A 25,691-nucleotide genomic window follows, 5' to 3' on the forward strand; every position below is an offset into this window, starting at 1 on the left:
TATAACTTTTAAGTGTTTAACAAGCCTTTCTCCAATCTAAATGTTTCATTCCATTGTTATTTTCTGTTAAAAACTTCTTATTTTTTATCGTTTTTCCGTACTTTTTTGATCATTGCCAGTAGCAATTAAAAATGCGCAGTGATAGCATATTTGCAGACCAGTTAGACTGCTCCTGCGTTGTTAGTCCCTAACACAATTAGGAACAATAAAAGCACTTAACAGACTAACTTTGGTTTTTTTTAATCTCAATTTTTAGAGAGTGATGCCATGTTATTCAAAAAAATCGCTATTGCTGCTGCAGTTGCTACTACTTTAGCTTTCGTTGGTTGTGCTAAAAAAGCTGACGACGCTGCTGCTGACGCTAACCAAGCTGCTTCTGAAGCTGTAGAAGCTGCTTCTGAAGCTGAAGCTGCTGCTGACGCTGCTGCTGTAGAAGCTACTGACGTTGAAGTTGCTGCTGAAGTTGACGCTGCATCTGAAGCTGAAGCTGCTGCTGCAGTTGCTACTGAAGCTGCTGCTGACGCTACTGCTGCTTCTGAAGCTGCTGCTCAATAATCTTTTAGATTATTCAGTACAAAAAAAGAGAGCCTTTGGCTCTCTTTTTTTATTTTAAAAACTGAAATTTAAAAATATTAGATTTCAGCTTTTAAAAAAGCAGATCAGTTGATCTGCTCATTTCCCACACGTTGACGGAACTTCTGTCCCGCACGGAAGGTTACTACACGGCGTGCAGAAATCGGAATCTCTTCACCCGTTTTCGGGTTACGGCCTGGACGTTGACGCTTGTCACGCAACTCGAAGTTACCAAAACCCGAAAGTTTTACTTGCTCGCCTGAGATGAGCGCCTGGCTAATCTCATCGAAGAACAACTCAACCATTTGTTTTGCTTCACGACGGTTTAAACTCGTGAGCTCACTTAAATGATCAGCCATTTCTGCTTTAGTTAGTGCTGTCATGAAGCCCTCAATGTCGCTTGGTAAGTGTTTTCTAACACTTGAAGGATATTATCCATACCTGATTTAATTTCAGCATCTTCCAGTGTACGGCTTGGATGCTGCCAGAGAAGTGCAAATGCCAGTGAGCGTTTCCCTTCTTCTACTCCTTGTCCAGTGTACACATCGAACAACCAAGTTGAGTCTAAAAGCTCTCCGCCTGTTTTTTCGATAAGTCCCTGAATTTCGCTAACATTAATCTTATCACTAATTAAAAGCGCAATATCACGTCGAACCGATGGAAAACGTGATAATTCTGTAAAATTAGATACATAAGTTTGCAAAACAGCCGCTTGATCCAATTCTGCCACCCATGTGGTTGCCAGATCAAGTTCGTCTTCAAGTGATGGATGTAAACGCCCCAAGTAACCAATTGATTGACCATTCACGAGAATTTCTGCGGATTGCCCTGGATGCAACCAGCTACGCTCTGAACGCACATATTCTACTTTGACACGACCAGCAGCCAGAATTTCCTCCACATCACCTTTAAAGTCAAAGAAGTCCATTGCAGCGGGTTTCGCATGCCAAGACTCAGCATGACGTGAACCAGTCGCAATCAATGCAAAAGTTGGAATCTGTTTTAAATCGTGGATGCTGCTGGCTTCCTGATAGTCGAAACGCAGACCGAGCTCAAAGAAACGTACACGGCTTTGCTGGCGGTTGACATTGTACTGAACACAAGGAATCAGGCTAGACAGCAAGGTTGAACGCATCACAGCCAAATCACTTGAAATTGGATTGGCTAATGCTAATGGATTCACACTGGAATTAAGTTGCTTTTCAAGTTTTAGGTCTGCGAAGCTAAAGCTGATCGCTTCTTGGTAACCCAAAGTCACCGCGGTTTGACGAAGTTGGCCCAATTCGAATTGATCTTGGTATTTAGCCAGCTTCACATCAATTACAGGCAAACTGATTTGAATATTGTCATAACCGTGAATACGTGCCACTTCTTCAATCAAGTCTTGGTAAATCACCATATCATAACGATGTGATGGTGGCACTATGGACCACTCACCTTCTGCTTTTACTGTAACTTCACAACCTAAACGGGTCAAAGCATCAGTAATGAAAGCTGAGTCAACACTATAACCTAGCAGTTGATCGACTTGGGCTTGATTCAACTCAATTGCATCGCGTGTTGGCAATAGGGCTGCATTTTCGGCAACTGTAATTGGCCCGAACTCACCGCCGGCAAGTTCCGCAATCAATTGTGATGCGCGGTGCATAGCGATTAATGGCAATTCAAAATCGACACCACGTTCATAACGCTGAGAAGCATCGGTATGCAAGCCAAAGCTACGTGCACGACCGGCAATATGCAGTGGCGCGAAGAATGCAGATTCCAGGAAAATTTCAGTGGTTGTATCGCTGACTGCTGAAGACAAGCCGCCCATAATACCGGCAATGGCCAATGCTTTCTCATCATCTGCAATCACCATCACTTTTTCGTTGAGTTCAACTTCTTGTTCATTGAGCAAAACTAACTTTTCAGCTTCCGTCGCTTGACGTACATGTACCGCACCTTGAACTTTACCGCCATCAAATGCGTGTAGCGGTTGACCAAGCTCGATTAATACATAGTTGGTAATATCGACCAGAATACTGTGCTGACGAATACCTGAACGTGCTAATGCGCGTTCCATCCATACAGGAGTCGCTGCCTTGGTATTGACGTTTTTGATCACACGACCTAAGTAACGTGGACAGCCTTCAGTGCTGACTACAACCTGCTTTTCATCAGCAATGGTTGCAGTCACTTTTTTAATTTCAGGCGCAGTCACTGGCAATTGGTTAATCACACCAATTTCACGTGCGATCCCGCGAATGCTGAAACAGTCACCACGGTTCGGCGTGATACTGATGTCAATCACATTGTCATCAAGATCCAGATATTCACGAATGTTGACACCCACAGCTGCGTCGTCTGGTAGCTCTAACAGACCGTCAATTTTATCTTCGAGATCAATCTCAGAAGCGCCGCACAGCATCCCTTGAGACTCAATACCACGTAGCTTGCCTTTCTTGATTTTGAAATCACCCGGCAATACCGCACCAATGGTTGCTACAGGCGCTTTCATGCCTACACGTACGTTTGGCGCGCCACAGACGATTTGTAATGGCTCAGCTGTACCGATATTCACAGTGGTCACACGTAAACGGTCTGCATCTGGATGTTGTTCTACTGTCAGAACTTCACCAACCACTACGCCTGTAAATGCTTTTGCTGCAGGTGCAAGTTCATCGACTTCAAGACCCAACATGGTCAATTGATCAGAAAGTTTGTCGCTATCGATGGCTGGGTTGACCCATGTGCGTAGCCAATTTTCGCTAATTTTCATTGATATAAAACCTGTAATTCAAATCTCTAGAATCCCCCTCTGACTCCCCCTTTTCTAAGGGGGAGAACCCCATTTATTTCGTGGAGTCCCTCTCCTTTCTTAAAGGAGAGGTTAGGAGAGGATTAAATAAAAAGTTTTAAGCAAACTGGCGTAAGAAACGCACATCATTCTGGAAGAACATACGTAGGTCGTTCACACCGTAGCGCAACATCGCAAAACGTTCTACGCCCAGTCCGAAAGCAAAGCCTTTGTATTTCTCAGGGTCAATGCCGGCAGCTTGTAGCACATTTGGATGCACCATACCGCAGCCCAAAACTTCTAACCAGCGACCGCGTTCATCCATGATATCCACTTCAGCACTCGGCTCAGTGAACGGGAAATAAGATGGACGGAAGCGTACTTTCAAATCTTTTTCGAAGAATTCATTCAGCAGGTTAATCAACAAACCTTTCAGTTCTGCGAAGCTGGTATTTTCAGCCACATACAAACCTTCGATCTGATGGAACATTGGCGAATGGGTTTGATCCGAGTCACAACGATAGACACGACCCGGACACACGATCTGGATCGGTGGCTGTTGTGTTTCCATCGTGCGGATCTGTACACCAGACGTATGCGTACGTAGCAAATGATTTACATCGAAGTAAAAGGTGTCATGCATGGCACGCGCCGGGTGATGCCCCGGAATATTCAGCGCTTCAAAGTTATGATAGTCATCTTCAACTTCAGGACCAGTCGCTACCGTAAAACCGGCTTTGGTAAAGAACTGACAAATACGCTCTTGTACCTGGGTCACAGGGTGGATACTGCCCACCTGTTGACCACGACCGGGCAAGGTAATATCAATGGTTTCGCTTGCCAATTTTTGTTCTAACGCCGCTTTATGCAGTTCAGCTTGACGTGATGTTAATGCAGCGGTAATGGCTTCACGCACAGCATGGATTTGTGCACCGAAGACTTTACGTTGTTCAGGATCCATTTTACCAAGCGACTTAGATTGTTCCGCGAGCTGGCTTTTTTTCCCCGTAAATTGCACTCGTACTTGATCAAGTGCAGCAAGGTCTTCTGCTGCTGCAATCGCAGCGAGCGCTTCAGTGGTCAGGGCTTCCAGTGACATAGTAACTCTCAAAGCAACAGGTTAAAAAATATTTTAAAACCCCACATTCTAACAGTTTTTAGACACTTTGATGAAGATACGTTTTAAGGAAAATTAGATTGGCATGATTAAATATAAAAAGTATAAGATAAACACAATATCAATCAGATCAAATCACTATGGCACTCGATCAAATTTGGAAACAGCAGCTGACCTTGGTCACTTATGGCAATGAGTATCTGACTCAGGACCTGAGTTTCAATCGTTGGATTCAACATTCCATTTTTAATCAGCATCAGTTTGCCTTCCGGGATCTGATGTCACAGCACCTATTGGCCCAGCATTTTCAGATTTGGCTGGAAGGACTGAAAAAACAAGGGGTTCGCCGACTGAGCTTGCATCGCTCGGATTTACTGGTTGATGAAAAAAATCCGAATGCCAATGTCGAGCTGCTACCTCTGGCGCATTTTATCGTCAGCCATGGTGCCAAAGCCAAAACTGCCTGGATTATTGGCAAAGAATTGCCGGAATGGTATAGCGCGGACAATGATTACGAAGCGCCTAAATCGCAGCAGTCCCCTTTACGTCATGAAACATTCTGGTGTTATGAGCTGAATCCCAAACTGGCCAAGCGTATTGACACAGATCTGGAAGCACCGAACTGGGATGATATCCAGGCTTATACCAATTATGAGTTATTTGAAAGCAGCCTAGCTCAAGATTTTATAGAACCGGCATATACCAATCTTCCATACTACGGCACGATACCTGCAATTCAGGCAGATACAGAAAGTCATTTGGCCCTGATTCCAACCGACTATTCAGCTGATTATGCGCATCAGACTTTATACCGGCTAGATGCCTTAAATGAGTTTATTCAAACTAAAATTCAACATCCCTATACGTCAGATGGTGAAGTCCTGAGCCCAGATCAGCAGCTCAATTTACGCCACTTTTCACAAAAAATTGATGATTTAAGTGCCAAATTCATCAGCAAAGTTGCCAACCACTATAAAACTGCACAGCTCACCCCAAAAGTTGCGCCTGACCCATTTGTGGGTATGAGTACCGAACACCGTTCGCCCAAAATATCTAAAGCGGAAAAACCTCAAGATCCGGGCAAATCTAATTCTGCAAATGTACTGACCTTGATTGTGATTACCGTGATTATCTGTCTGATTGGCTACTATTTTGGTCTTTAAGATTTCAGCAAGAAAATATTAACTTCTTGGATAAAACTTAGCCGAATCCAGTTGATATATTGATATTCGACAGCAGAGATGAGCTTGAAATAATGCTGTCGGTTTTCGCGATGAGTTTTGATCATTCATCAAACAATTGAATCTCAACTCAACCAGGGTTTGATATTTTTTCGATTATTTGAATTTAACCGCAATTATTTTTTACTCAGCGCTCGAGATAATGCTCTTTTTATTGCTCAGTAAAGATGGGAATAAAAGGTTAAATTCAAGCAGATTACAGTATTAGTTTCAGCCCATTTTTCTGAAATAGTATCGGTGTCGTTATTCGCAAACTTAACTTTTTTTAGTCTGATCGATGGGCGACCATATTTCACGAAAATCGCGCATTAGCTATTTCCCATTTTTCAGGCAAAAAAAGACCGCCAAATGGCGGTCTTTTTTCAAGTCATAAAGACTTATGCAGCCAACGCATCTTTTGCTTTTTGAGCAATCGCAGCAAACGCAACTGCGTCATGCATAGCGATGTCAGCAAGAACGCGACGGTCAATGATTACTTGAGCTTTTTTCAAGCCAGAAATCATGCGGCTGTATGACAAACCGTTTTGACGTGCACCAGCATTGATACGTGCAATCCACAAAGCGCGGAATTGACGTTTCTTCTGACGACGGTCACGGTATGCATATTGACCAGCTTTGATTACCGCCTGGAACGCTACGCGGTAAACGCGTGAACGAGCACCATAGTAACCTTTAGCGCGAGCAAGAATTTTTTTGTGACGGCGATGAGCCTGTACACCACGTTTTACACGAGCCATTTATAATCTCCTTAGATGTACGGGCACATACGACGAACTGAAGCAACGTCACTTACGTGAACCATTACACAGCCGCGCAATTGACGAATACGCTTAGCAGATTTTTTGGTCAAAATGTGGCGTTTGAACGCTTGTTTACGCTTAAAACCGTTAGCAGTCGCTTTAAAGCGTTTAGCTGCACCACGGCGAGTTTTCATCTTAGGCATAACAACCTCTTTTGAACACCTGTTCGGCTCGTTTGCACCATTACAAAACGACCTGCAGGTAAGGGAGCGAGTATTCTAAAGCATCTTTGTTTAAAACAAAAGCATCTTCATCCAATAAGCGAATTTAAACAGGATGGTTTTATGATTTCACTATTAAAAATAGTGCGCAAAACAGAATCAGAAAAATCGCTTCAGGTTTAGAACAGGGCAAAAGCCGCATAAATAAACAGATAACGTCCAATTTTCGCCAGGCTGACAATGAGTAAAAATCGGGCAAAGTTTTCTTTCAGTAGTCCTGCAATTAAAGTAATGGGATCTCCAATAATAGGCACCCAGCTCAGCAGCAAAGACCAATAGCCATATTTCTGATATATCATTTGTGCCTTGAGCATCTTGTCTTCTGACACCGGAAACCATTTTTTATTTTTATAATGCTCGATTTTGAGCCCCAGATACCAGTTGACACAGGAACCCAGAATATTCCCCAGACTGGCCACCGCAATTAACAGTGCCACACTATGGCTTGCCTGTACCAAAAGACCAAGCAGCACAGCTTCAGACTGTAAAGGCAGTAATGTCGCTGCACCGAAGGCTGATAGAAAGAGCAGAAACAGGCTCATGCCAGTATTAACGGCTTAAACGCAGTTTTTTCTTGGCTTTGCTATATTCCCAGCTGGACCACAGTACTGCTGCCACCATTGCCATGATCCGTCCCCATTTATACTGCTGGGTAATGGGTTCAATCGCTGCACGCAAAATCTGCTGATCTTTGGTATTGAGAGCAGCAATTACCTGATCAATATGTACAATTTCAGCAATATAAAGTACTAAACATGCAGCAATACCGAAGAGAATACTCCAGTAAATTCGGGTATTGCTTTCAACAATCTTGGTAAAATTCAGAAGAAAATCGTTCATATATCCATCCAATAAAAAACCACCTTAAGGGTGGCTTTATTTATTTAAGGCTATTTTAGCATAAAGGCTGCAGCTTAACTGACCTGTATAGCAAGCGCTTTCTGAACTGCAGGACGTGCATTCAAGCGATCGATATATTTAGCCACTTCAGGATAATCTGCCAGGTTAATCTGCTGCCAGTCGTGTCGCAACAACCACGGGAATATCGCCATATCGGCAATCGAGTATTCACCAGCCACATAATCCTGCCCGACCAGCTGCTTGTTTAGCACGCCATACAGACGTTTGCTTTCATTGACATAACGCTCGGTGGCATAGGCGATACGCTCAGGCGCAAAACGGCTAAAGTGATGATTTTGCCCAAGCATCGGGCCTAGTCCACCCATTTGCCACATCAGCCATTGTTCTACCTGAATACGTTTGATTTCATCTGTCGGATAGAACATGCCGGTTTTACGACCTAAATACTGCAAAATCGCACCCGATTCAAAGATTGAAATCGGCTGGCCATCTGGCCCTTCCTGATCGACCATCGCCGGAATTTTATTGTTAGGAGAAATAGCCAGAAAGTCAGACTGGAACTGGTCATTTTCCAGAATATTAATCGGAAAAATTTGATACTTCAGTCCCATTTCTTCCAAAGCAATGCTAATTTTATGGCCATTGGGGGTGCCCCAATAATATAAATCGATCATTTTTTTAATACTCCCTGCACTTTATCTATGCCATGATGCATTCAACATAGAGGATTCAGCCAGAAACAACAAGTCTGTATTTCAAAAATATTTTTATATAAATATCATTATCTTAATAAAAATTCATGTATTTTTTTATTTTTTATCTTGAAAATTTTTACAGCAGACACATATTTATTTGTGCATAAGGATTGCGTCAATCTTATGTACTGTCGATGTCTGACATGACAGATCTTATTTTCTTGTTTTTATAACTTTGCTTAATCGAGAAGGTTCTAATCATGAGCAACTTAAATCTTCATCCTCTGTTTCGTCGTAGTATCGGTTTTGATCGCTTGAATGACTTTATTGACTATGCCATGCAAAGTGATGCGCCGAATTATCCCCCGTATAATATCGAAAAGCATGGCGAAAATAATTATCGGATTGTGGTCGCAACTGCGGGTTTCCGTCAAGAAGAACTCGACATTCGTCTGGAAAATAAGTTACTGACCATTTTAGGTAAGCCTGAAAACCAGAACAATGACCATACCGAATTCTTGCACAAAGGCATTGCACGACGTACATTTAAATTGTCTTTACGCCTGGATGAATATATTGAAGTACAACAGGCAGATTATGAAAATGGTGTATTGATCATTGACTTGCAACGTATCATTCCAGAAGAGAAATTGCCGCGCCAAATTCCGATTGGCAATAAACTGCTGATTGAAAATGGTGAAAAATCAGTTGAATAAGCTGGATTTGACTTAAAAGAAGGCCCAAAAGGGCCTTTCTTTTTAACTCCAGATTCTCTAAGCTCATTAAAATAATACGCTTTATGATCATAAAAATAAGCTATGAACGCGTCAGAAAAAATCTTGTTTCATCAGAGTAGTCCGATCATGCGCGCTATCGGATATTTACTACTCTGTTATCCGGTTGGCATATTCAGCATTTTTTATTTAAGCAGTCTGCGTAGCAATTCCAGCTTTCTGCAAGGATTGTTATTTTTATGGCAGGAGTCGCCTGGCTTTTATGTTTATATCGGCGGCTTTCTTGGTCTTTTGCTGCTCATGCTGGGAACCAAACTAAAAATAACGTCTCAGGCAATTTATTATACTTTGGCCGGTTTCCGGATCAGCCTCTGCTTAAAACGACACTCGGTACACTATAGCTTTCTGAATCCGCGATACGATTCTCTCAAAGCCCATCTCAAGCGCTGGCTGAGTAGAACTCCAGCGCATCTCATCAGTCAACGCGATGGCACGCTAGATTTTAGATTATGCCAGCCTGATCTGATCAATCAAATCTGTCTCGGATTTTTCCGGATTCAATTGTCAATGTTTTCCCGGCAACAGGCTCAACAGATTATGCAGGCCATACAAACTGCTTGGAATTTTAGGGCATAAAAAAAGCCCTGCATCTGCAGGGCTTTTTTCGCTTCATGAGTGCTTACTTTTTCTTTTTAGGACCAAGCAGCATACCCATTTGACGGCCTTCCATTTTCGGCATCTGTTCAACAGTACCGAATTCAGCCACGTCAGCTTCAATTTTTTGCAATTGAGCCAGACCCAACTGTTGGTGCGCCATTTCACGGCCACGGAAACGAAGGGTGATTTTCACCTTGTTACCTTCTTCAAGGAACTTGATGATTGCACGTAGTTTTACGTTGTAATCACCAACATCAGTACCCGGGCGTAGCTTGATTTCTTTCACCTGGACTTGATGTTGTTTTTTCTTCGCTTCTTTCTGCTTTTGCTTAAGATCAAACAAATGCTTGTTGAAGTCCATGATCTTACATACTGGTGGCTCAGCATTGGCTACGATCTCGACAAGATCAAGTTCCACACTTTCTGCTGCGCGCAGGGCTTCAGCTAAGCTTACAATCCCTTTTTGCTCACCATTTTCGTCTACAAGACGGACTTCTTTCGCACGAATTTCATCATTCAAGGCAGGACGGTTTGATTTGTTACCGCCCTGTTGATTACGGTCAGGCTGTTTAATCGCTGTTACTCCACAATGTACCGGCCGCGTTCGGCAACGGCTGCTTTTACTAGGTCAACGAAAGCATCGATTGACATAGTACCCAAATTTTTTCCTGAGCGGGTACGGACGTTTACTGTACCTTCTTCAACTTCCCGGTCCCCAAGTACCAGTAAGTAAGGAATACGCTCTAATGTACGTTCACGAATCTTAAAGCCGATTTTCTCATTTCTCAAGTCAGAAATTGCACGAATACCGTTTTCTTTAAGTTTTGCGACCACTGACTCACATGCTTCTGCCTGAGAATCGGTAATATTCATCACACACGCTTGCATCGGCGCCAACCAAGGTGGCATGAAGCCTGCGTAGTGTTCAATCAGTATACCAATAAAACGCTCAAAACTGCCAAGAATTGCACGATGTAACATTACTGGCTGATCGCGGTCGTTATCTTCTGTGACATAAGACGCATCTAAACGTTCTGGCAAGTTAAAGTCACACTGAATGGTACCACACTGCCAGACACGACCCAGACAGTCTTTCAGAGAGAATTCAATCTTCGGACCATAGAATGCACCCTCGCCCGGCTGAAGCTCCCATTCAAGACCCGCAGCATCTAAAGCATCTGCTAAAGATTTTTCAGCCATATCCCAAAGTTTGTCATCACCGACACGTTTTTCAGGACGCGTTGATAATTTCATTTGTACTTCTTCGAAGCCAAAATCTTTGTATACGTCGAGTGTCAATTTGATAAAGTCTGCAACTTCAGGCCCAATCTGTTCTTTGGTACAGAAGATATGCGCATCATCTTGAGTAAAGCCACGTACACGCATAATGCCGTGTAAAGAACCTGATGGCTCGTTACGGTGACATGAACCAAATTCTGCCAGACGTACCGGAAGATCACGGTATGATTTTAAACCCTGGTTGAACACTTGTACGTGACAAGGACAGTTCATTGGTTTAACCGCGTAGTTACGGTTTTCAGAATGCGTGGTGAACATGTTGTCTGCATAGTTGGCAGCATGTCCTGATTTTTCCCACAGCGTGAAATCAACCACTTGCGGGGTACGGATTTCTTCATAGCCGTTGTCTTGCTGAACTTTACGCATGTATTGTTCAAGTACCTGGTAAATGGTCCAGCCGTTCGGATGCCAGAACACCATACCCGGTGCTTCTTCTTGCATATGGAACAAATCAAGCGCTTTACCAATTTTACGGTGATCGCGTTTTTCTGCTTCTTCAATACGTTTTACATAAGCTGCAAGCTGTTTCTTGTCTGCCCATGCTGTACCATAAATACGTTGTAACTGTTCGTTTTTCGCATCACCGCGCCAGTAAGCACCAGAGATTTTAGTCAGCTTGAACGATTTTAAGAATTTGGTATTTGGTACGTGCGGACCACGGCACATATCCAAGTAATCTTGATGGTAGTACAAGCCCATTTGTGTTTCTTCAGGCATGTCGTTGATCAAGCGTAATTTGTATTCTTCGCCACGCGCTGTGAATTCTGCAATCACTTCGTCACGCGGGGTCATTTTTTTCACAACATCATAGTCTTGATCGATGAGCTTTTTCATACGCTCTTCGATGGCTGCCATGTCGTCTAATGTGAATGGACGTGGCATCCAAATGTCATAGTAGAAACCTTCTTCAATGACCGGACCAATGACCATCTTTGCTTCTGGGAACAGTTGCTTAACCGCATGACCCACCAAATGCGCGCAAGAGTGACGAATAATTTCGACACCGGCTTCGTCTTTAGGCGTAATAATTTGTAAGGTTGCATCTTCAGTGATGAGATCAGACGCATCCACTAAACGGTCGTTTACACGACCAGCAACGGTATTTTTTGCAAGACCAGGACCAATGCTGAGTGCAACGTCCATCACAGATACGGCTTGATCAAACTGTTTTTGATCGCCATTTGGCAAAGTGATAATTGGCATAAGAAATCCTTAAGGAGTGATGCCCCGTACCATGGAGCATGTCACCGCGAGATTATGATCGAGGAAAACCTCAAAAGATAAAAACGGTGGATAAATAAAATCGATTCGAATTTTACACGGCTTGGCCGCATGATTAAACCTTTTCCCCAATAAAAATCAGATTTACTCCCAAATCTTTCCCTGATCTTTAAAGACTTAGGCTCATCTTTTAATTCAAAATGTGGTTATTCCCGGAAAGTCTGCCACTCAATAAATGTTCTCTCACGATAAACATAGAGCTGGGCAAATTGTGGAATGATGGCTTCACTTTGTGTCGGCCTTAAAAACACATAATCATCGACATGAATATCGCATTGCCTAGGTACCTGAAGCATTTCCTGATTACTACTGCGACCATACAACAGATGCGGCTGGCTTTTTTCAGGATAAATATAATCTGCCTGCCAATAGCCACCATAGATAAACAGTGCTTTATGCCGATGCGGCAAATGATTCAGCATTTCCAGACCCGGAATCTGGCTATAAGACAATACCTTTAAAATCGGTGTGGCAATCCAGAGCGCACATTTTAAAACGGATAAATTGTCCAGATCGAAGTCACTGGGTTTGAGCAGCATCGAGCCAAAAGCCAGATCATTACAGACACTCTGCTGGCAGTGCTGCATAAAGGTCGGACTGCCACCACCGTTAAAACACAAATCTGCCCGCCATAAATCGGGGAATTGCTGCTGAATAGTATTTTTATATTGTTGATAAATCTGCTGCGATTGCTGATAACTTTTTTCGGGGCTTTTCAAAATATTCGGCAATTTGGCGACATGTGCATCATAGCCCATCAACCCCGAAAGCCTGAGAGCGTCGGGATGTTGCTGAATGAGTTTGAGTAAGGCTATTTGTTGCTGGCTACTCACCCCACCACGATGTAAGCCGACATCAATTTCAATATTGATATTTAACTGAAGATTAGATTCTTGAGCGAATTGCAGATATTGCTTCAAGCGTTTTATGTCATCGACCAGCCATTGAATATTGCTTTGATCATTTGCTTTATTTTGTTCAGGAACGTTTTGATAAAAACCTTGTACCGCATGAATCGGCATTGGCTTACCTAGCAAGATATCGGCCTGTTCAAATGCTCTCATCATTTCTAAAAGATGGGGTAAATGAAATACCATAAATCGTCGGGTATTCAGCTTTTCACTGGCCAGTTTGAGTAGCGGGATACTGGCTAGAGACTTCACCACCAGACGCGGCTTGAGCTGCGCAGGGATTTTTGCCTGTACAATCTCCAGATTCTGCTGATATTGAGCCAGATCCAGAATCAGTTGCGGTGTACCAGTTCCCTGCTGCTGCAAATCTCGGGTCAGTTGCTGAAAATACTTCGATTGCATAATTCGCTCCTGCTATTCAGACAAAAATAACTGCTGTAAATGCGGATTAAGCCATTTTTTCTGCGGATCCAGTTGCTGGCGCAATCTCATAAAATCATCCCATTTTGGGTAGAGATCACACAGCGAAGCGGCTGTCATGCTGTGCAACTTTCCCCAATGTGGCCGTCCCTGATATTTCTGCAAAATCGGTTCGACCAGATCGAAAATAACTCGGCAATCCTGTTTATAAAACTGATGAATGGAAATCGAAACCGAATCACGCTGATAAAAAGGACTCAGCCAGATCTCATCGGCTTTGACATAACGGAATTCGACTGGAAAGAACATTGGCACTCGATGTTTGCGTAAAACACGCAGAACCTCGTCCAGACACTGCAAGCCGGAATCGACCGGAAGCTGATATTCCATTTCATTAAATCTGGTCTGACGCGGAGTCGGAAAAATCCGGGATGACCAATCCACATAACAACTCGGTTTAACAAAAACACCCAATAATTTTTGCAGATAAGGATTAGATGCAGGAATAAATCGGGTCAATTCAGAACACAAAGTCAATAACGCATCTTCAGATGGCCAGTTCTCCTGCCTTGGCTGAATTTCATCATTCGTTTCATCCAGGGTTTTTAGCATGACCTGATCAGAATGAAGAAAAACCCAAAATTCAATATGCCGGTGCTGATGTTTCCATTGATCGATATGCGCAAATACTTCTTTTAATGGACACAGCCGAATCTGTTCTTTTAATTTATAGCGCGGACGATTTTGCAGGGTAATTTTGGTCAATATCCCCAGACTACCTAACGCCACACGCCCCGCTTGGAAGATGTCCGCATTTTGCTGACGATCACATTGCAACAGCTCTCCATCTGCAGTCAGCAATTCAAAACCGTCCACAAAAGCAGATAAACAGGGTAAATCGATGCCGGTGCCATGCGTTCCCGTGGAAATCGCTCCCGCCAGACTTTGCTGATCAATATCACCCTGATTGGGTAAAGCTTGATTGATCGGGGCAAGATATTCACCTAAATCATATAAACGCGTACCAGCGTGCACGGTACATTGAACTTTTGCCTCATCCAAAGCCACCACACCTTTTAAATGATCGAGATGAAGCAGCACATCATTGGTTTTAGCCAAAGCACTAAATGAATGCCCCGCACCTACTGGACGAATCTTTGCCTGTGACTTCACCAAACCTTGTAATTCGCTTATTTTTCTGGGCTGAAAAACTTGAGGAGCGCTGTGCTGACTCCCTGACCAGTTTCGCCAGACTGCATTCGCCTGTTGTATTTTCATTATTATTCCTTGGCTCATATTATTTTACTGACTCAATTAGAGTAAAATACCTAAAAAATCAAATATGGGAACCCACGGGTTCAAAAAAATCAAATAGGGCTAAATATTTTAATTAATATTCAATGACTTAAAATTTATATTAATTTACTCGACTAAAGCATAAATGCAAGATTTCGAAGAAGTGCATATCTTTTCAAAAGGATATGAAAATAACGATACAACGGAGTTTTACCATGGTTAGCGCATACGATGAATTACCGCGTACCCCCGCAAATTTTGTAGCCTTGTCACCTTTACGCTATCTAGATCGTGCAGCTTATATCTATCCGAATCAAAATGCGATTATTCATGGTCAGCGCCGCATTACCTGGCGTGAAAAATACAATCGCTGCCGTCAGTTTGCCAACCAACTCCAAAAATTAGGCATCGGTAAAAATGATACCGTGTCTGTCCTGCTGCCTAACGTCCCTGCCATGATTGAAGCGCACTTTGCTGTGCCAATGGCAGGTGCGGTACTCAATACCTTAAATACCCGTCTGGATGCCAAGACGCTCGCCTTTATGCTGGAACATGCTGAAAGCAAAGTCTTATTGGTCGACCCTGAATTTACAGCGCTTGCGACCGAAGCACTGGCGCTGGTTTCACAAGAGATCTATGTGATTGATGTGGCCGATGCAGAGTTTGAAGGTGAAGACAGCCGTATTGGTCAAATCGAATATGAAGACTGGATTGCCCAAGGCGATGCAAATTTTGACTGGCATTTGCCTCAAGATGAATGGGATGCGATTAGCTTAAGTTACACCTCTGGCACCACGGGTAATCCGAAAGGTGTGGTTTATCATCACCGCGGTGCCTACATTAATGCAGCCAGTAATATCATTGCTTGTGGCATGATGCCTCGCGCGACCTATTTATGGACACTGCCACTGTTCCACTGTAATGGCTGGTGCTTTGCATGGACTATGGCGGCCAACGGCGGAACCAACGTCTGCCTGCGTAAAGTCGATGCCGAACTGATTTTCAAACTAATTGCTGAACATAAAGTCGATTACTTCTGTGGCGCACCGATTGTCCTGTCGATGCTGATCAATACGCCTGAAGAGAAAAAGACCAAAATTGACCATCGTGTCGAAGTCATGGTGGCGGGTGCTGCCCCGCCGGCTGCAATTATTGAAGGCATGCGTAATATCGGAATTAACGTCACACATGTCTATGGCTTGACTGAAACCTACGGCCCTTCTGCGCTCTGTGCATCACAGGCCGGCTGGAGTGATTTGTCTATTCAGGAACAGGCGCAATTGCATTCACGTCAGGGTGTGCCATATCCGCTACAAGATGGTATGAAAGTGCTTGATCCTGACACCATGCAGGAAGTTCCGCATGATGGTCAGACCATGGGCGAGATCATGTTCCGTGGCAATATCGTAATGAAAGGTTATCTGAAAAATCTGGAAGCGACCGCAGAAGCCTTTGCCGGTGGCTGGTTCCATACCGGCGATCTGGCCGTGTGTCAGCCTGATGGCTATGCCAAAATCACTGACCGATCTAAAGACGTGATTATTTCCGGAGGGGAAAATATTTCCTCGCTAGAAGTCGAAGAAGTGCTGTATCAGCATCCTGCCATTTTAACGGCAGCTGTTGTGGCCAAGCCGGATCCACGCTGGCAGGAAGTACCATGTGCCTTTGTAGAACTCAAAGCAGGACAAACTGCAACAGCGGAAGAGATTATGGAATTCTGCAAACAGCATCTGGCACGTTTTAAAGTGCCTAAAGATGTTGTGATTACCGAAATTCCAAAAACCTCGACCGGAAAATTGCAGAAATTTGTTTTACGCGAATGGGCCAAAGAACGCGCTGAAGGTGAGTTTTCTTAATTCCATACCAGTGTGTTTTTTCAAAATCTACTCAATAAAAAATCGTGCCAAGTTTTCTTAGCACGATTTTTTTTAACTTACCCTCTCCAAACCTATCCCATAGGAAGAGGCTGATCAGAACAGTTACATCTCAACCATTTCCACGCCATCAATACGTGCCACAGTCATCAAGTCTTTATCACCACGACCTGAAACCGTCGCAATAATGATTTGATCCTTGTCCATGGTCGGTGCAAGTTTAGACACATAAGCCATGGCATGTGCGCTTTCCAGCGCCGGAATAATGCCTTCAATCTTGGTTAAATCACGGAAACCCTGTAGGGCTTCATTGTCCGTGATCGGTACATAGTTCACACGTTCCATATCTTTCAGGAAGCTATGTTCTGGCCCCACACCCGGATAATCCAGACCGGCAGAAATTGAATGCGTTTCAATGATCTGACCTTCTTTATCAGACATCAGGTAAGTTCGGTTTCCATGCAGTACACCGACATGACCGGCATTCAATGGCGCTGAATGTTTACCGCTTTCAATACCCAAACCCGCGGCTTCTACACCGTACATTTGCACATCTTGATCGTTCAGGAATGGATAGAACAAGCCCATTGCATTGGAACCACCACCAACACAGGCTACCAAGGCATCAGGCAGACGACCAGCTTGCTCCTGAATCTGACGGCGTGCTTCACGGCCAATAATCGACTGGAAATCACGTACCAGCTGCGGATATGGATGTGGGCCTGCCACGGTACCAATCACATAGTAAGTTGAATCGACATTGGTTACCCAGTCACGCATGGCTTCGTTCATGGCATCTTTCAAGGTTTTAGAGCCACTTTGTACAGGCACAACTGTCGCACCGAGCAAACGCATACGGTACACGTTCATGGCCTGACGTTTGACATCTTCAGCGCCCATAAATACAACGCATTCAAGACCTAAACGTGCTGCAATTGTGGCGGTTGCTACACCATGCTGACCGGCACCTGTTTCGGCAATAATACGTTTTTTACCTGACAATTTTGCAAGCAAGGCCTGACCAATAGTGTTGTTGACCTTATGCGAACCGGTATGGTTCAGGTCTTCACGTTTCAGATAAATTTGCGCACCACCCAACTCTTTTGACCATCGTTCAGCATGATATAAAGGACTCGGACGACCGACGTAAAACGCCAGATCACGGTCAAATTCTGCCAAAAACTGTGCATCATCTTTCATACGGAAGTAGAGCTTTTCCAAGTCTTCTAAAGCCGCCATGAGTGTTTCTGACACAAAACGTCCGCCATGAATACCGAAATGCCCGCGTTCATCTGGGAATTGGGTATAGTCAACTGCCTGACTGTTCTGGCTAGTACTTTGCTGATCCACGATGGACTCCTTGCATAAAGCGTTCTATGAGTTGTTGGTCTTTAATACCTTTTGCGGACTCGACACCGCCACTCACATCTACGGCATAGGCCTGTGTGGTGAGAATTGCCTGTTCGATATTGTCAGGATTTAAACCGCCTGCCAAGATCAAGGGAATATCAAGTTTGGGAAATGTCTCCCAATCGAAGCTGTGGCCCGTACCACCTTTCAGATCAGGATGCCATGCGTCTAACAACACTGCACTCGCGCCAGCATCTTGATAACCTTGAATTTCTGTAACTACGTCAAGATCAGGTTTGACCTGAATGGCCTTGTACCAGCGGCGTCCGACCTGTTGAGCGATTGTCTGACATTGTTCCGGCGTTTCATCACCATGGAATTGCACAATATCAAGATGAACCGTTTGCAAGATATCCTGAATCTCATTAGCTGAATGATTCACAAACAGTCCAACCACTTGCACATAAGGTGCAATGGCTTGAACCAGTTGAGCAGCTTGCTCTGCTGTAACAGCTCGGGGACTCGGTGGATAAAATACGAATCCTATCGCATCTGCACCTGCGTTCACCACAGCATGAACATCTTCGACTCGGGTGATTCCACAAATTTTGGCACGGGTTCGCATATTATTCTGGCTCTAGATCTACCAATGTCTTGAACAATCTATAAGATTGGGGCAAATCATTGTAATGCAATTTTTCCGGCTTGCGTAAAGTTCATCCGGATTATTCTTGCTGCAGATTGTGTATAAGGCATACAAACTTTATACTGCGCCCATCTTGCAACAAGCCAAAGCAGCCTCCTGCTTTAGGGAAGCTGGTGTAAATCCAGCACTGCCCCCGCAACGGTAAAAATGAAACGTCTATCAAATAAACCGCTTCGGTTTACACCACTGCATCTTGATGTGGGAAGGTGGATAGACAGCAAAGCCTGTACTTTGCACATTTAAGTCCGGAAACCTGCTTGTTGTGTTCTATCACCCAATCATTCACGGGGAAGTGAATGTATGGAGCATTTCATGTCTATTCAATTTCAACCTACTGCCTTGGTAGGTGCGATCGCACTTGCGTTGGGTATCACTTCACCTGTTTTTGCTACCGAGCAAAAAATTGCAAAAGCATCTTTGGATACCATTGTGGTGACTGCTTCTCGTAGTGAACAAAATATCAAAGATGTACCCGCGCGTATTTCAATTATTGAAGCTGCGACTCTTGAGCAATCTCCTATTGCTTCATTACCAAACTTATTGAAAAAAGAGGCTGCTTTAAACGTCGCTCAGCTCGGCGGTTATGGACAACAGTCCTCTATTTTTATGCGAGGTACAAGCTCTTCACATACACTCGTTCTTCGTGATGGCATGCGATTGAATACAGCATTAAGCAGTTCAGCTTCCTTACCTTTTATTGATACGACTGATCTCAAGCAAATTGAAATTTTAAAAGGCCCTGCATCCGTTCTATATGGCACAGATGCGATTGGTGGTGTGGTACAACTCGTGTCTAAAACACCTGAAAAAACATCTGCATTTATGACTGGTGAAATTGGCGAGAATAAAACCTACAAATCACTTGTGGGTGCCGATTTAGCTGAAGATGGTTTTTATGCGCAAATCCGTGGTCAACGTCTAGAAACTGATGGAAAATCTGTTCTAGATAATGAGGATGAAAACTATTCCTTTGACCAAAAAGGTTTCAGCACCAAATTTGGTGTCGACAAAGACCAATATGCGTTATCTCTTGATTACAGCCAAAATAAAGGCACAAGTGATTACAACGCAGGTAGCCTTACTTCACAAGATTTTGAAAATGAAATGTTTAACCTGAAAGGGCGCATTAACCTAGGTTCACAATTAGAACTCAATGCTCGCTTATCGCAGTTTGATGATCAACTCGATCAAAATGCTGCGAATTATCTGGGTCAGGTCGATTATTCATATAGCACCACTCAAGAAGCTGAAATGTATGCCAAACTCAATTTAAATGATCAGCATCATTTTTTATTAGGCACAACTTACAGCAAGCTTGATGGCGATGTGCTGTCCTATGGAATAGCCTATCAAGGTGATGTTTCATCACAAGGCTATTATGCACAACATCAATATCAATCAGACAAACTTAATACGCAACTTGGCATCCGTGTTGAAGACAACGAAAAATATGGCACCCATACGGTAGGCCAAGCCGCTGCACGTTATGCAATATCACCTCAACTCAGCGTCTATACGAATATCGGCTCTGCTTTCCGTTCACCGAATCTGAATGAGCTGTACAGTGGCGAATCTGCAAATCCAGACCTAAAAGCCGAAGAAAGCCTGTCTTATGAAATCGGCTTAGACCATGCTCTCACTCAAAACTCATCTGTTGCAATTTCTGTATATCAAAATGATATAGATCACATGATCCAAAAAGTAGATGGCAAGTTAAATAATATCAACGAAGCGACACTTCGTGGTGGCGAGCTTGCATGGAACTGGAAAAAAAACGATTGGTTCATTGATGCTGCTTTTGCATATGTGCAAGCTAAAGATAGCAAAGCGGATGTTGCTTTAGCTAAACGACCACGTCAGACCCTCACTCTGACTACAGGCCTGGAAAATGAAGTTTATGGAATGAGTGCTTCTCTTATTGCTCGTTCCAAGTCAAAAAGCTGGAGTGATTCAGACCATAATCCGGGCTATGCGACCGTCGATTTAAATGCCTACTGGAATATCAATCCACATGTCAAAGTCTTTACCAACATAGAAAATGTCGGTGATGTCCGTCATAAGATCGAATACAACTGGAATAATTATTATATTGATGAAGGCCGCCTCGCTTCTGCCGGTGTAACCTTTACATATTAAGTTCAGCGTTTCAATAAATACTTTTGAGCATCATGTCATGCCTATGGCATGATGCTTTTTATTTACAGCATTTAAAAATCAAGGAAATCACATGGGTCACCGTTTAAGTAAGATTTATACCCGCACAGGCGATTCAGGCACCACAGGTTTGGGCGATGGTTCACGCGTTGCCAAAGATGATTTACGTATTGATGCGCTCGGTGATGTGGATGAACTCAATGCCGTGATTGGTGTACTACGTGCACAGATTTCAGCAAGCACGATTGAAGATAAAGCCACTTGGGACAAATCTTTAAGCCTGATTCAACACTGGTTATTTGATCTCGGTGGTGAAGTGTGTATTCCGGGTTTTAATCTGGTACAACCTGTGTCGATTGATTTTCTAGAAAATGATATCGACGGGATGAATGAAGCCTTGCCAATGCTCAAAGACTTTATTCTGCCTGCTGGCACTTTAGTCTGTAGTTTTGCCCATCAGGCACGCGCAGTCTGCCGCCGTGCAGAACGTAGCGTGATGTCTGTCCACTCTCGCGACCAGAATATTCAGGCAGCGTCGCTACAACTGCTGAACCGTTTATCAGACTGGCTATTTGTAGCATCGCGCACCTTGCAACGCAGCGAGGGCGGTTCAGAAGTGCTGTGGCAAAAAAACATCAATGACAGCATCGAAAACTAGAATTATTTCTTGATTCTAAATCTAAAAATACGCGTCAGATGTATCTTGATTTTACAGTGCATCTGACGACAATAAGCCTTATCATCTTTTTGTCACATAGCACGCATACAATGAAATCAACTTCTCAATTTATGGGCAGTCTATGCGCATAATTGGTCATCGTGGTGCACGTGGCGAAGCCCCTGAAAATACCCTAGGCGGTTTTCAATATATTCAAGACATCGGTATTCGCGCCGTTGAGTTTGATGTGCGTCAGCTCAAAGACAATGCCCTAATCATCATGCATGATGACGACTTTGTGCGAACCACAGGTTTGCAAAAGCATTTATATGAATGCAATCGTCAAGATCTTGCACACTATAATCATGCTGTGACCTGGTCAGACTGGAATAAAGTCGAAGCCACTCCCCTTTTAAATCAGACCTTAAATGTCATTCGAGACTTTGAGCATATTGAAGTCGAAATCAAAAGTGTCGATTCCGAAGCTGCGGCTGAGAAAATTGCACTGGGCGTTGCACAGCAACTGCAAGGCTATGAGCAGGCGGCCATCATTACCAGTTTTGATGCCAAAGTCCTGCAAGCCTTCAAACAGCAAAACTCCCGGCTAAAACGCGGTTTACTCATCGAAACCGACCTAAAATATCAAGCGATTGATCAGGCACTAGAACTGGATTGCTGTCATATTGGCTGGATGAATGAGCTGGCCAGCAAAGACCTGATTCAGGCCACCCAGGCTGCTGAATTGAATATCAGTGTCTGGACGGTCAATGATGTGAGCCGAGCCAAAGAGCTGCGTGATTGGGGAATTCAAGGACTGATTACCGATTACCCAAAACTGATGCTGCAGCAACTCTAAAAAACAGCCTGATTATTGATCAGTTCAAATCGTTTTATTTAAGACAGCTCGATTCCATTGTCAAGCTATTAAAGTGTGTCTGAGTTTTAGATTGATTCGACTTGAATGTTAAATTAATTTTCTATGAGATATATTCTGCAAATTTTCTGGCAATATTGTAGAAATGATGAACAGTTAAATCACTTAATATTAGCCAAATTAAATAGTCTAAAAGACCGATAATCCTCAGTCACTTAGTCGGAAATCAAGCCCCGTCTAGACTGGCAAAATGGTCGTTTTTGCCCTACTTATCCTGTTACTGACAAGTACAATACAACCGTACAATAATGCTAGTGATGCCATAGGTCACATGCTAATATAAACAAGATAGGCTGCTGTTAAAACCAACAGCGGTTTCTGCTTTTTGTTAAACCTTCCGAGGTTCTAGGAGTGCTGTTGGAGATGAATGCTCCCTTACCCAAAGCCCCCATTAACTGGATTGCGGTGTTTGCATTGGTGTTATTACCCATTGTCACCCTGATTGCAATTCCGTTATATGCGTATCACCATGATTTTAGCGCCGCCGCTTGGATCAGCATGTTTGTTTTACTGGGCGTAAGCAGCCTTGGCATTACAGCAGGATACCATCGCCTGTGGGCACATCGTGCTTATGAAGCCACTCTACCATTAAAAATCATCTTAATGATTATGGGTACATTTGCTGTACAGAATAGTATCTTGTTCTGGGCATCTGGTCACCGTACTCATCATCGTCATGTCGATGATGTGGATCAAGATCCGTACTCGATCAACAAAGGTTTCTGGTATGCACATATCGGCTGGATGTTACGTGATTATCCATCAGGTGTGGCAAACTATAAAAATGCGCCAGATCTGTTAAAAGACAAAGTCGTCATGTTTCAGGACAAATACTATATTCCATTAGTGATTGCCGTTCATGCTGCTATTTTGCTTCCAATTGGCTGGGCAGTCGGCGATGTGTGGGGAGTCTTGCTGCTGGGTGGATTAGTGCGTTTAATCCTGAGCCATCATGTGACTTTCTTCATCAACTCGCTGTGTCACATGTGGGGTAATCGTCCTTATACCGACGAAAACACTGCACGTGACAACTTCGTACTTGCGATTGCCACCTGGGGTGAGGGTTATCATAACTATCACCACATTTTCCAGTACGATTACCGTAATGGCGTGAAATGGTGGCAATACGATCCAACCAAATGGTTGATCTGGACCTGCTCCAAACTGGGTTTAGCCAAAAACTTACGTCGTATTCCTAGCTTTAATATCAAAAAAGCGGAACTGGCAATGAAGTTTAAATATGCTGAACAGGATCTTGCGGTGTATGGCCATGATGTTTCTGAAGACATCATTACTGTGAAAACCAAGATTGCACAGGAATATGATGCCTTTACCCAAACTTTAAATGACTGGGCCAAACTGAAAGAGCAAGAAATTCAGGTGAAAAAGGCTTCTATGGCAGAAAAAATTCACCAGATGGATGACAAACTGAAAGTTGAATTCCAGCTGGTTGAACAGCGTTTATCCCATCACCGGGCAACCTTAAATCTACTGGTTCGTAATTTGAAAAAATCAGCAGTATCTTAATAAAAACTGCTCACAAAAAAGCCCCAATCGGGGCTTTTTTTATGTCTGAAAGATAACTTGAACTCTCGTTTATACAACAGTTTTCTACAGGCAACTTTGTTATAGTCAAGGTATTCCAAGCCTGTACTGAGTGCCATGTATTTTAACTCTCGTTATCAAACCCTTCCTGCTGCCCTTTACCACCATCAAGTTCCGCTACCGTTGAAAGGCGCAAAAGCCGGGCATTTTAACGTAGCTTTGGCAGAACAACTGCAATGGTCAGATGAAGACAAAGCGCAATGGGTCGAGATGTGTAGTGGTCAGAAAGTCTTTGCTGAGTTTCAACCCTTGGCCATGGTCTACGCAGGTCATCAGTTTGGTCAATGGGCTGGACAATTGGGAGATGGTCGCGGCCTGTTAATTGCACAGATCCTTGATCAGGAAGGTCAGACTATTGACCTGCATTTAAAAGGTGCGGGTGCAACGCCCTATTCGCGTATGGGTGATGGGCGTGCAGTACTGCGTTCGGTGATTCGTGAATATCTGGCGGGTCATGCATTAAATGCTTTGGGTGTAGCGTCGAGCAATGCGGTTGGCTTTACTTCCTCAACGCAAGGCATTCAACGCGAAAAGCTCGAACCCGGTGCAATGATGTTACGTACCTCAGACTGTCATATTCGTTTCGGGCATTTTGAATGGATCAATCAGTATCAGTCGGATCTGCTGGCTGAATTTACCCAGAAATGTATTGAATGGCATTATCCGGAATGCCTGCAAGCCGAACAGCCGATTCTGAGCTTTGCCACCAAAGTTATTCAGCGCACTGCCGTCATGATTGCCAAATGGCAACTGGTTGGTTTTGCACATGGCGTGATGAATACTGACAATCTGAATATTACCGGCTCGACTTTGGACTTTGGTCCTTATGGCTTTATGGAACGCTTCCGTCCGAACTGGATCAATAACCATTCGGATTATCAGGGGCGTTATACCTATCAGCAACAACCAAGTATCGGGCACTGGAACTTGTGGCAATGGTTAAACAATCTGGTTCCCCTCTGCCCTGTGAATTATGACAAAGAACAATGGAAACAGGATCTGGCCGGCTGTCTGGAACATTATGAGCCGACATTCTTGGAACATTACAAACACGGTTTAAACCAGAAAATGGGTTTACCAGGTTTCCATAAAGACAGTTTTGACTGTGCGATGGCATTTTTACGAATCTTGCAAAGTGAGCAACTGGATTACACCCAGAGTTTTATCCGCCTGCAAAATAAAGACTATGACGCTATTAAAGATGATTGTCTGGATCGCCGTCAGTTTGAAGCTTTCCTGACACAATATGAAACTATTCGTGCACATCAGGATATTGAAGAACTGGATGCCGCCATGAAGCAAGCCAATCCGCATTACATTCTGCGCAATCACATGGCACAGAAAGCCATTGAACGGGCAGAGCGTGATGATTTTTCCGAAGTCGATCGTTTGTTTAAATTGCTCAGCCAGCCTTATCTGAAACAGCCAGATCTGGAACATGCTGAAGATTTAGCACCATTGCCAAGTGATGTGCCTGAAGTCATGGTGAGTTGTTCTTCTTAATAAAAACGAAGCATATCGCTCC

The 25,691-nt window shown here is 43.6% G+C and carries 24 protein-coding genes and 1 riboswitch; of the genes, 10 read left to right on the forward strand and 14 right to left on the reverse strand.

From position 1 onward, the window contains the following. The first annotated feature begins 267 nt into the window (after positions 1-267). On the forward strand, positions 268-555 hold the full coding sequence (locus CWI32_RS02745; RefSeq protein ID WP_100534578.1) for a hypothetical protein: 288 nt from the start codon (positions 268-270) through the stop codon (positions 553-555). A 104-nt stretch (positions 556-659) separates the two neighbouring features. On the opposite strand, the gene CWI32_RS02750 is transcribed toward CWI32_RS02745, so the two are convergent. The 3 genes from CWI32_RS02750 to pheS all read right to left on the reverse strand — a co-directional run bounded on the left by CWI32_RS02750 (position 660) and on the right by pheS (position 4,451). Further along, positions 660-956, reverse strand: a complete 297-nt coding sequence (locus CWI32_RS02750) for an integration host factor subunit alpha (protein WP_004783565.1) — start codon at positions 954-956, stop codon at positions 660-662. Further along, positions 953-3,334: a phenylalanine--tRNA ligase subunit beta gene (gene pheT / locus CWI32_RS02755; RefSeq protein WP_100534579.1), complete on the reverse strand. Its 2,382-nt coding sequence runs from the start codon at positions 3,332-3,334 to the stop codon at positions 953-955. The genes CWI32_RS02750 and pheT overlap by 4 nt, the downstream gene beginning before the upstream one ends. A gap of 136 nt (positions 3,335-3,470) precedes the next feature. Next, complete coding sequence (pheS, locus tag CWI32_RS02760) at positions 3,471-4,451, reverse strand: phenylalanine--tRNA ligase subunit alpha (RefSeq protein WP_005095803.1); 981 nt, start codon at positions 4,449-4,451, stop codon at positions 3,471-3,473. Between the two features lie 158 nt (positions 4,452-4,609). Here pheS and CWI32_RS02765 point away from each other — a divergent pair, with 158 nt between their 5' ends. Next, positions 4,610-5,632, forward strand: coding sequence for a hypothetical protein (locus CWI32_RS02765; protein WP_100534580.1), 1,023 nt, complete (start codon positions 4,610-4,612; stop codon positions 5,630-5,632). A gap of 455 nt (positions 5,633-6,087) precedes the next feature. On the opposite strand, the gene rplT is transcribed toward CWI32_RS02765, so the two are convergent. The 5 genes from rplT to CWI32_RS02790 form a co-directional block, all read right to left on the reverse strand. After that, the gene (rplT, locus tag CWI32_RS02770; RefSeq protein ID WP_005095799.1) at positions 6,088-6,447 is read right to left on the reverse strand and encodes a 50S ribosomal protein L20; all 360 of its coding nucleotides are present in this window, start codon (positions 6,445-6,447) and stop codon (positions 6,088-6,090) included. Positions 6,448-6,458: 11 nt separating this feature from the next. Continuing rightward, positions 6,459-6,653 (reverse strand): 50S ribosomal protein L35, encoded by a 195-nt coding sequence (gene rpmI / locus CWI32_RS02775; protein WP_004278281.1) that lies wholly within the window; start codon positions 6,651-6,653, stop codon positions 6,459-6,461. Between the two features lie 197 nt (positions 6,654-6,850). Beyond that, positions 6,851-7,273 carry a YqaA family protein gene (locus CWI32_RS02780; RefSeq protein WP_005095796.1) on the reverse strand — a complete coding sequence of 141 codons (423 nt, stop codon included), beginning with the start codon at positions 7,271-7,273 and terminating at the stop codon, positions 6,851-6,853. A gap of 7 nt (positions 7,274-7,280) precedes the next feature. Beyond that, positions 7,281-7,571, reverse strand: coding sequence for a hypothetical protein (locus tag CWI32_RS02785; protein WP_100329202.1), 291 nt, complete (start codon positions 7,569-7,571; stop codon positions 7,281-7,283). A gap of 74 nt (positions 7,572-7,645) precedes the next feature. After that, complete coding sequence (locus CWI32_RS02790) at positions 7,646-8,266, reverse strand: glutathione binding-like protein (protein ID WP_100355717.1); 621 nt, start codon at positions 8,264-8,266, stop codon at positions 7,646-7,648. Between the two features lie 281 nt (positions 8,267-8,547). Between CWI32_RS02790 and CWI32_RS02795 the strand changes: the two genes are divergently transcribed. Both CWI32_RS02795 and CWI32_RS02800 read left to right on the forward strand, forming a co-directional pair. After that, positions 8,548-9,003 carry an Hsp20 family protein gene (locus CWI32_RS02795; protein ID WP_100534581.1) on the forward strand — a complete coding sequence of 152 codons (456 nt, stop codon included), beginning with the start codon at positions 8,548-8,550 and terminating at the stop codon, positions 9,001-9,003. Between the two features lie 102 nt (positions 9,004-9,105). After that, entirely contained in the window at positions 9,106-9,657 is a 552-nt protein-coding gene (locus CWI32_RS02800) for a hypothetical protein (RefSeq protein ID WP_100534582.1), read from the forward strand. Between the two features lie 43 nt (positions 9,658-9,700). On the opposite strand, the gene infC is transcribed toward CWI32_RS02800, so the two are convergent. From infC to CWI32_RS02820, 4 genes are all read right to left on the reverse strand, one after another. Further along, entirely contained in the window at positions 9,701-10,252 is a 552-nt protein-coding gene (gene infC / locus CWI32_RS02805; RefSeq protein WP_064094722.1) for a translation initiation factor IF-3, read from the reverse strand. A 5-nt stretch (positions 10,253-10,257) separates the two neighbouring features. Then, positions 10,258-12,180 (reverse strand): threonine--tRNA ligase, encoded by a 1,923-nt coding sequence (gene thrS, locus CWI32_RS02810; protein WP_005095787.1) that lies wholly within the window; start codon positions 12,178-12,180, stop codon positions 10,258-10,260. A 224-nt stretch (positions 12,181-12,404) separates the two neighbouring features. Continuing rightward, positions 12,405-13,571, reverse strand: a complete 1,167-nt coding sequence (locus CWI32_RS02815) for an alanine racemase (RefSeq protein ID WP_100534583.1) — start codon at positions 13,569-13,571, stop codon at positions 12,405-12,407. Positions 13,572-13,583: 12 nt separating this feature from the next. Then, a complete protein-coding gene (locus tag CWI32_RS02820; protein ID WP_100534584.1) occupies positions 13,584-14,867 on the reverse strand; it encodes a D-arabinono-1,4-lactone oxidase in 1,284 nt (427 codons plus the stop codon). Between the two features lie 233 nt (positions 14,868-15,100). On the opposite strand from CWI32_RS02820, the gene CWI32_RS02825 reads away from it, so the two are divergent. Further along, positions 15,101-16,741 (forward strand): acyl-CoA synthetase, encoded by a 1,641-nt coding sequence (locus CWI32_RS02825; protein WP_100534585.1) that lies wholly within the window; start codon positions 15,101-15,103, stop codon positions 16,739-16,741. A gap of 123 nt (positions 16,742-16,864) precedes the next feature. Here CWI32_RS02825 and trpB read toward each other — a convergent pair whose 3' ends face one another. Continuing rightward, complete coding sequence (gene trpB, locus CWI32_RS02830; RefSeq protein ID WP_005095779.1) at positions 16,865-18,109, reverse strand: tryptophan synthase subunit beta; 1,245 nt, start codon at positions 18,107-18,109, stop codon at positions 16,865-16,867. Continuing rightward, on the reverse strand, positions 18,090-18,734 hold the full coding sequence (locus CWI32_RS02835) for a phosphoribosylanthranilate isomerase (protein ID WP_100355724.1): 645 nt from the start codon (positions 18,732-18,734) through the stop codon (positions 18,090-18,092). The genes trpB and CWI32_RS02835 overlap by 20 nt, the downstream gene beginning before the upstream one ends. Positions 18,735-18,878: 144 nt before the next feature. Then, positions 18,879-19,090, forward strand: a riboswitch (cobalamin riboswitch). Between the two features lie 37 nt (positions 19,091-19,127). Here CWI32_RS02835 and CWI32_RS02840 point away from each other — a divergent pair. The 5 genes from CWI32_RS02840 to CWI32_RS02860 all read left to right on the forward strand — a co-directional run bounded on the left by CWI32_RS02840 (position 19,128) and on the right by CWI32_RS02860 (position 25,669). Then, complete coding sequence (locus tag CWI32_RS02840) at positions 19,128-20,951, forward strand: TonB-dependent receptor plug domain-containing protein (protein ID WP_100534586.1); 1,824 nt, start codon at positions 19,128-19,130, stop codon at positions 20,949-20,951. A gap of 91 nt (positions 20,952-21,042) precedes the next feature. Continuing rightward, the gene (locus CWI32_RS02845; protein WP_100534587.1) at positions 21,043-21,627 is read left to right on the forward strand and encodes a cob(I)yrinic acid a,c-diamide adenosyltransferase; all 585 of its coding nucleotides are present in this window, start codon (positions 21,043-21,045) and stop codon (positions 21,625-21,627) included. A gap of 142 nt (positions 21,628-21,769) precedes the next feature. After that, on the forward strand, positions 21,770-22,483 hold the full coding sequence (locus CWI32_RS02850) for a glycerophosphodiester phosphodiesterase (protein ID WP_005095772.1): 714 nt from the start codon (positions 21,770-21,772) through the stop codon (positions 22,481-22,483). A gap of 441 nt (positions 22,484-22,924) precedes the next feature. Then, positions 22,925-24,088 carry an acyl-CoA desaturase gene (locus tag CWI32_RS02855; RefSeq protein ID WP_100534588.1) on the forward strand — a complete coding sequence of 388 codons (1,164 nt, stop codon included), beginning with the start codon at positions 22,925-22,927 and terminating at the stop codon, positions 24,086-24,088. Between the two features lie 135 nt (positions 24,089-24,223). After that, positions 24,224-25,669: a protein adenylyltransferase SelO gene (locus CWI32_RS02860; protein ID WP_100534589.1), complete on the forward strand. Its 1,446-nt coding sequence runs from the start codon at positions 24,224-24,226 to the stop codon at positions 25,667-25,669. Positions 25,670-25,691: the final 22 nt, after the last annotated feature.

The organism is Acinetobacter pseudolwoffii (genome assembly GCF_002803605.1).
GTDB classification, from domain to species: Bacteria; Pseudomonadota; Gammaproteobacteria; order Pseudomonadales; family Moraxellaceae; genus Acinetobacter; species Acinetobacter pseudolwoffii.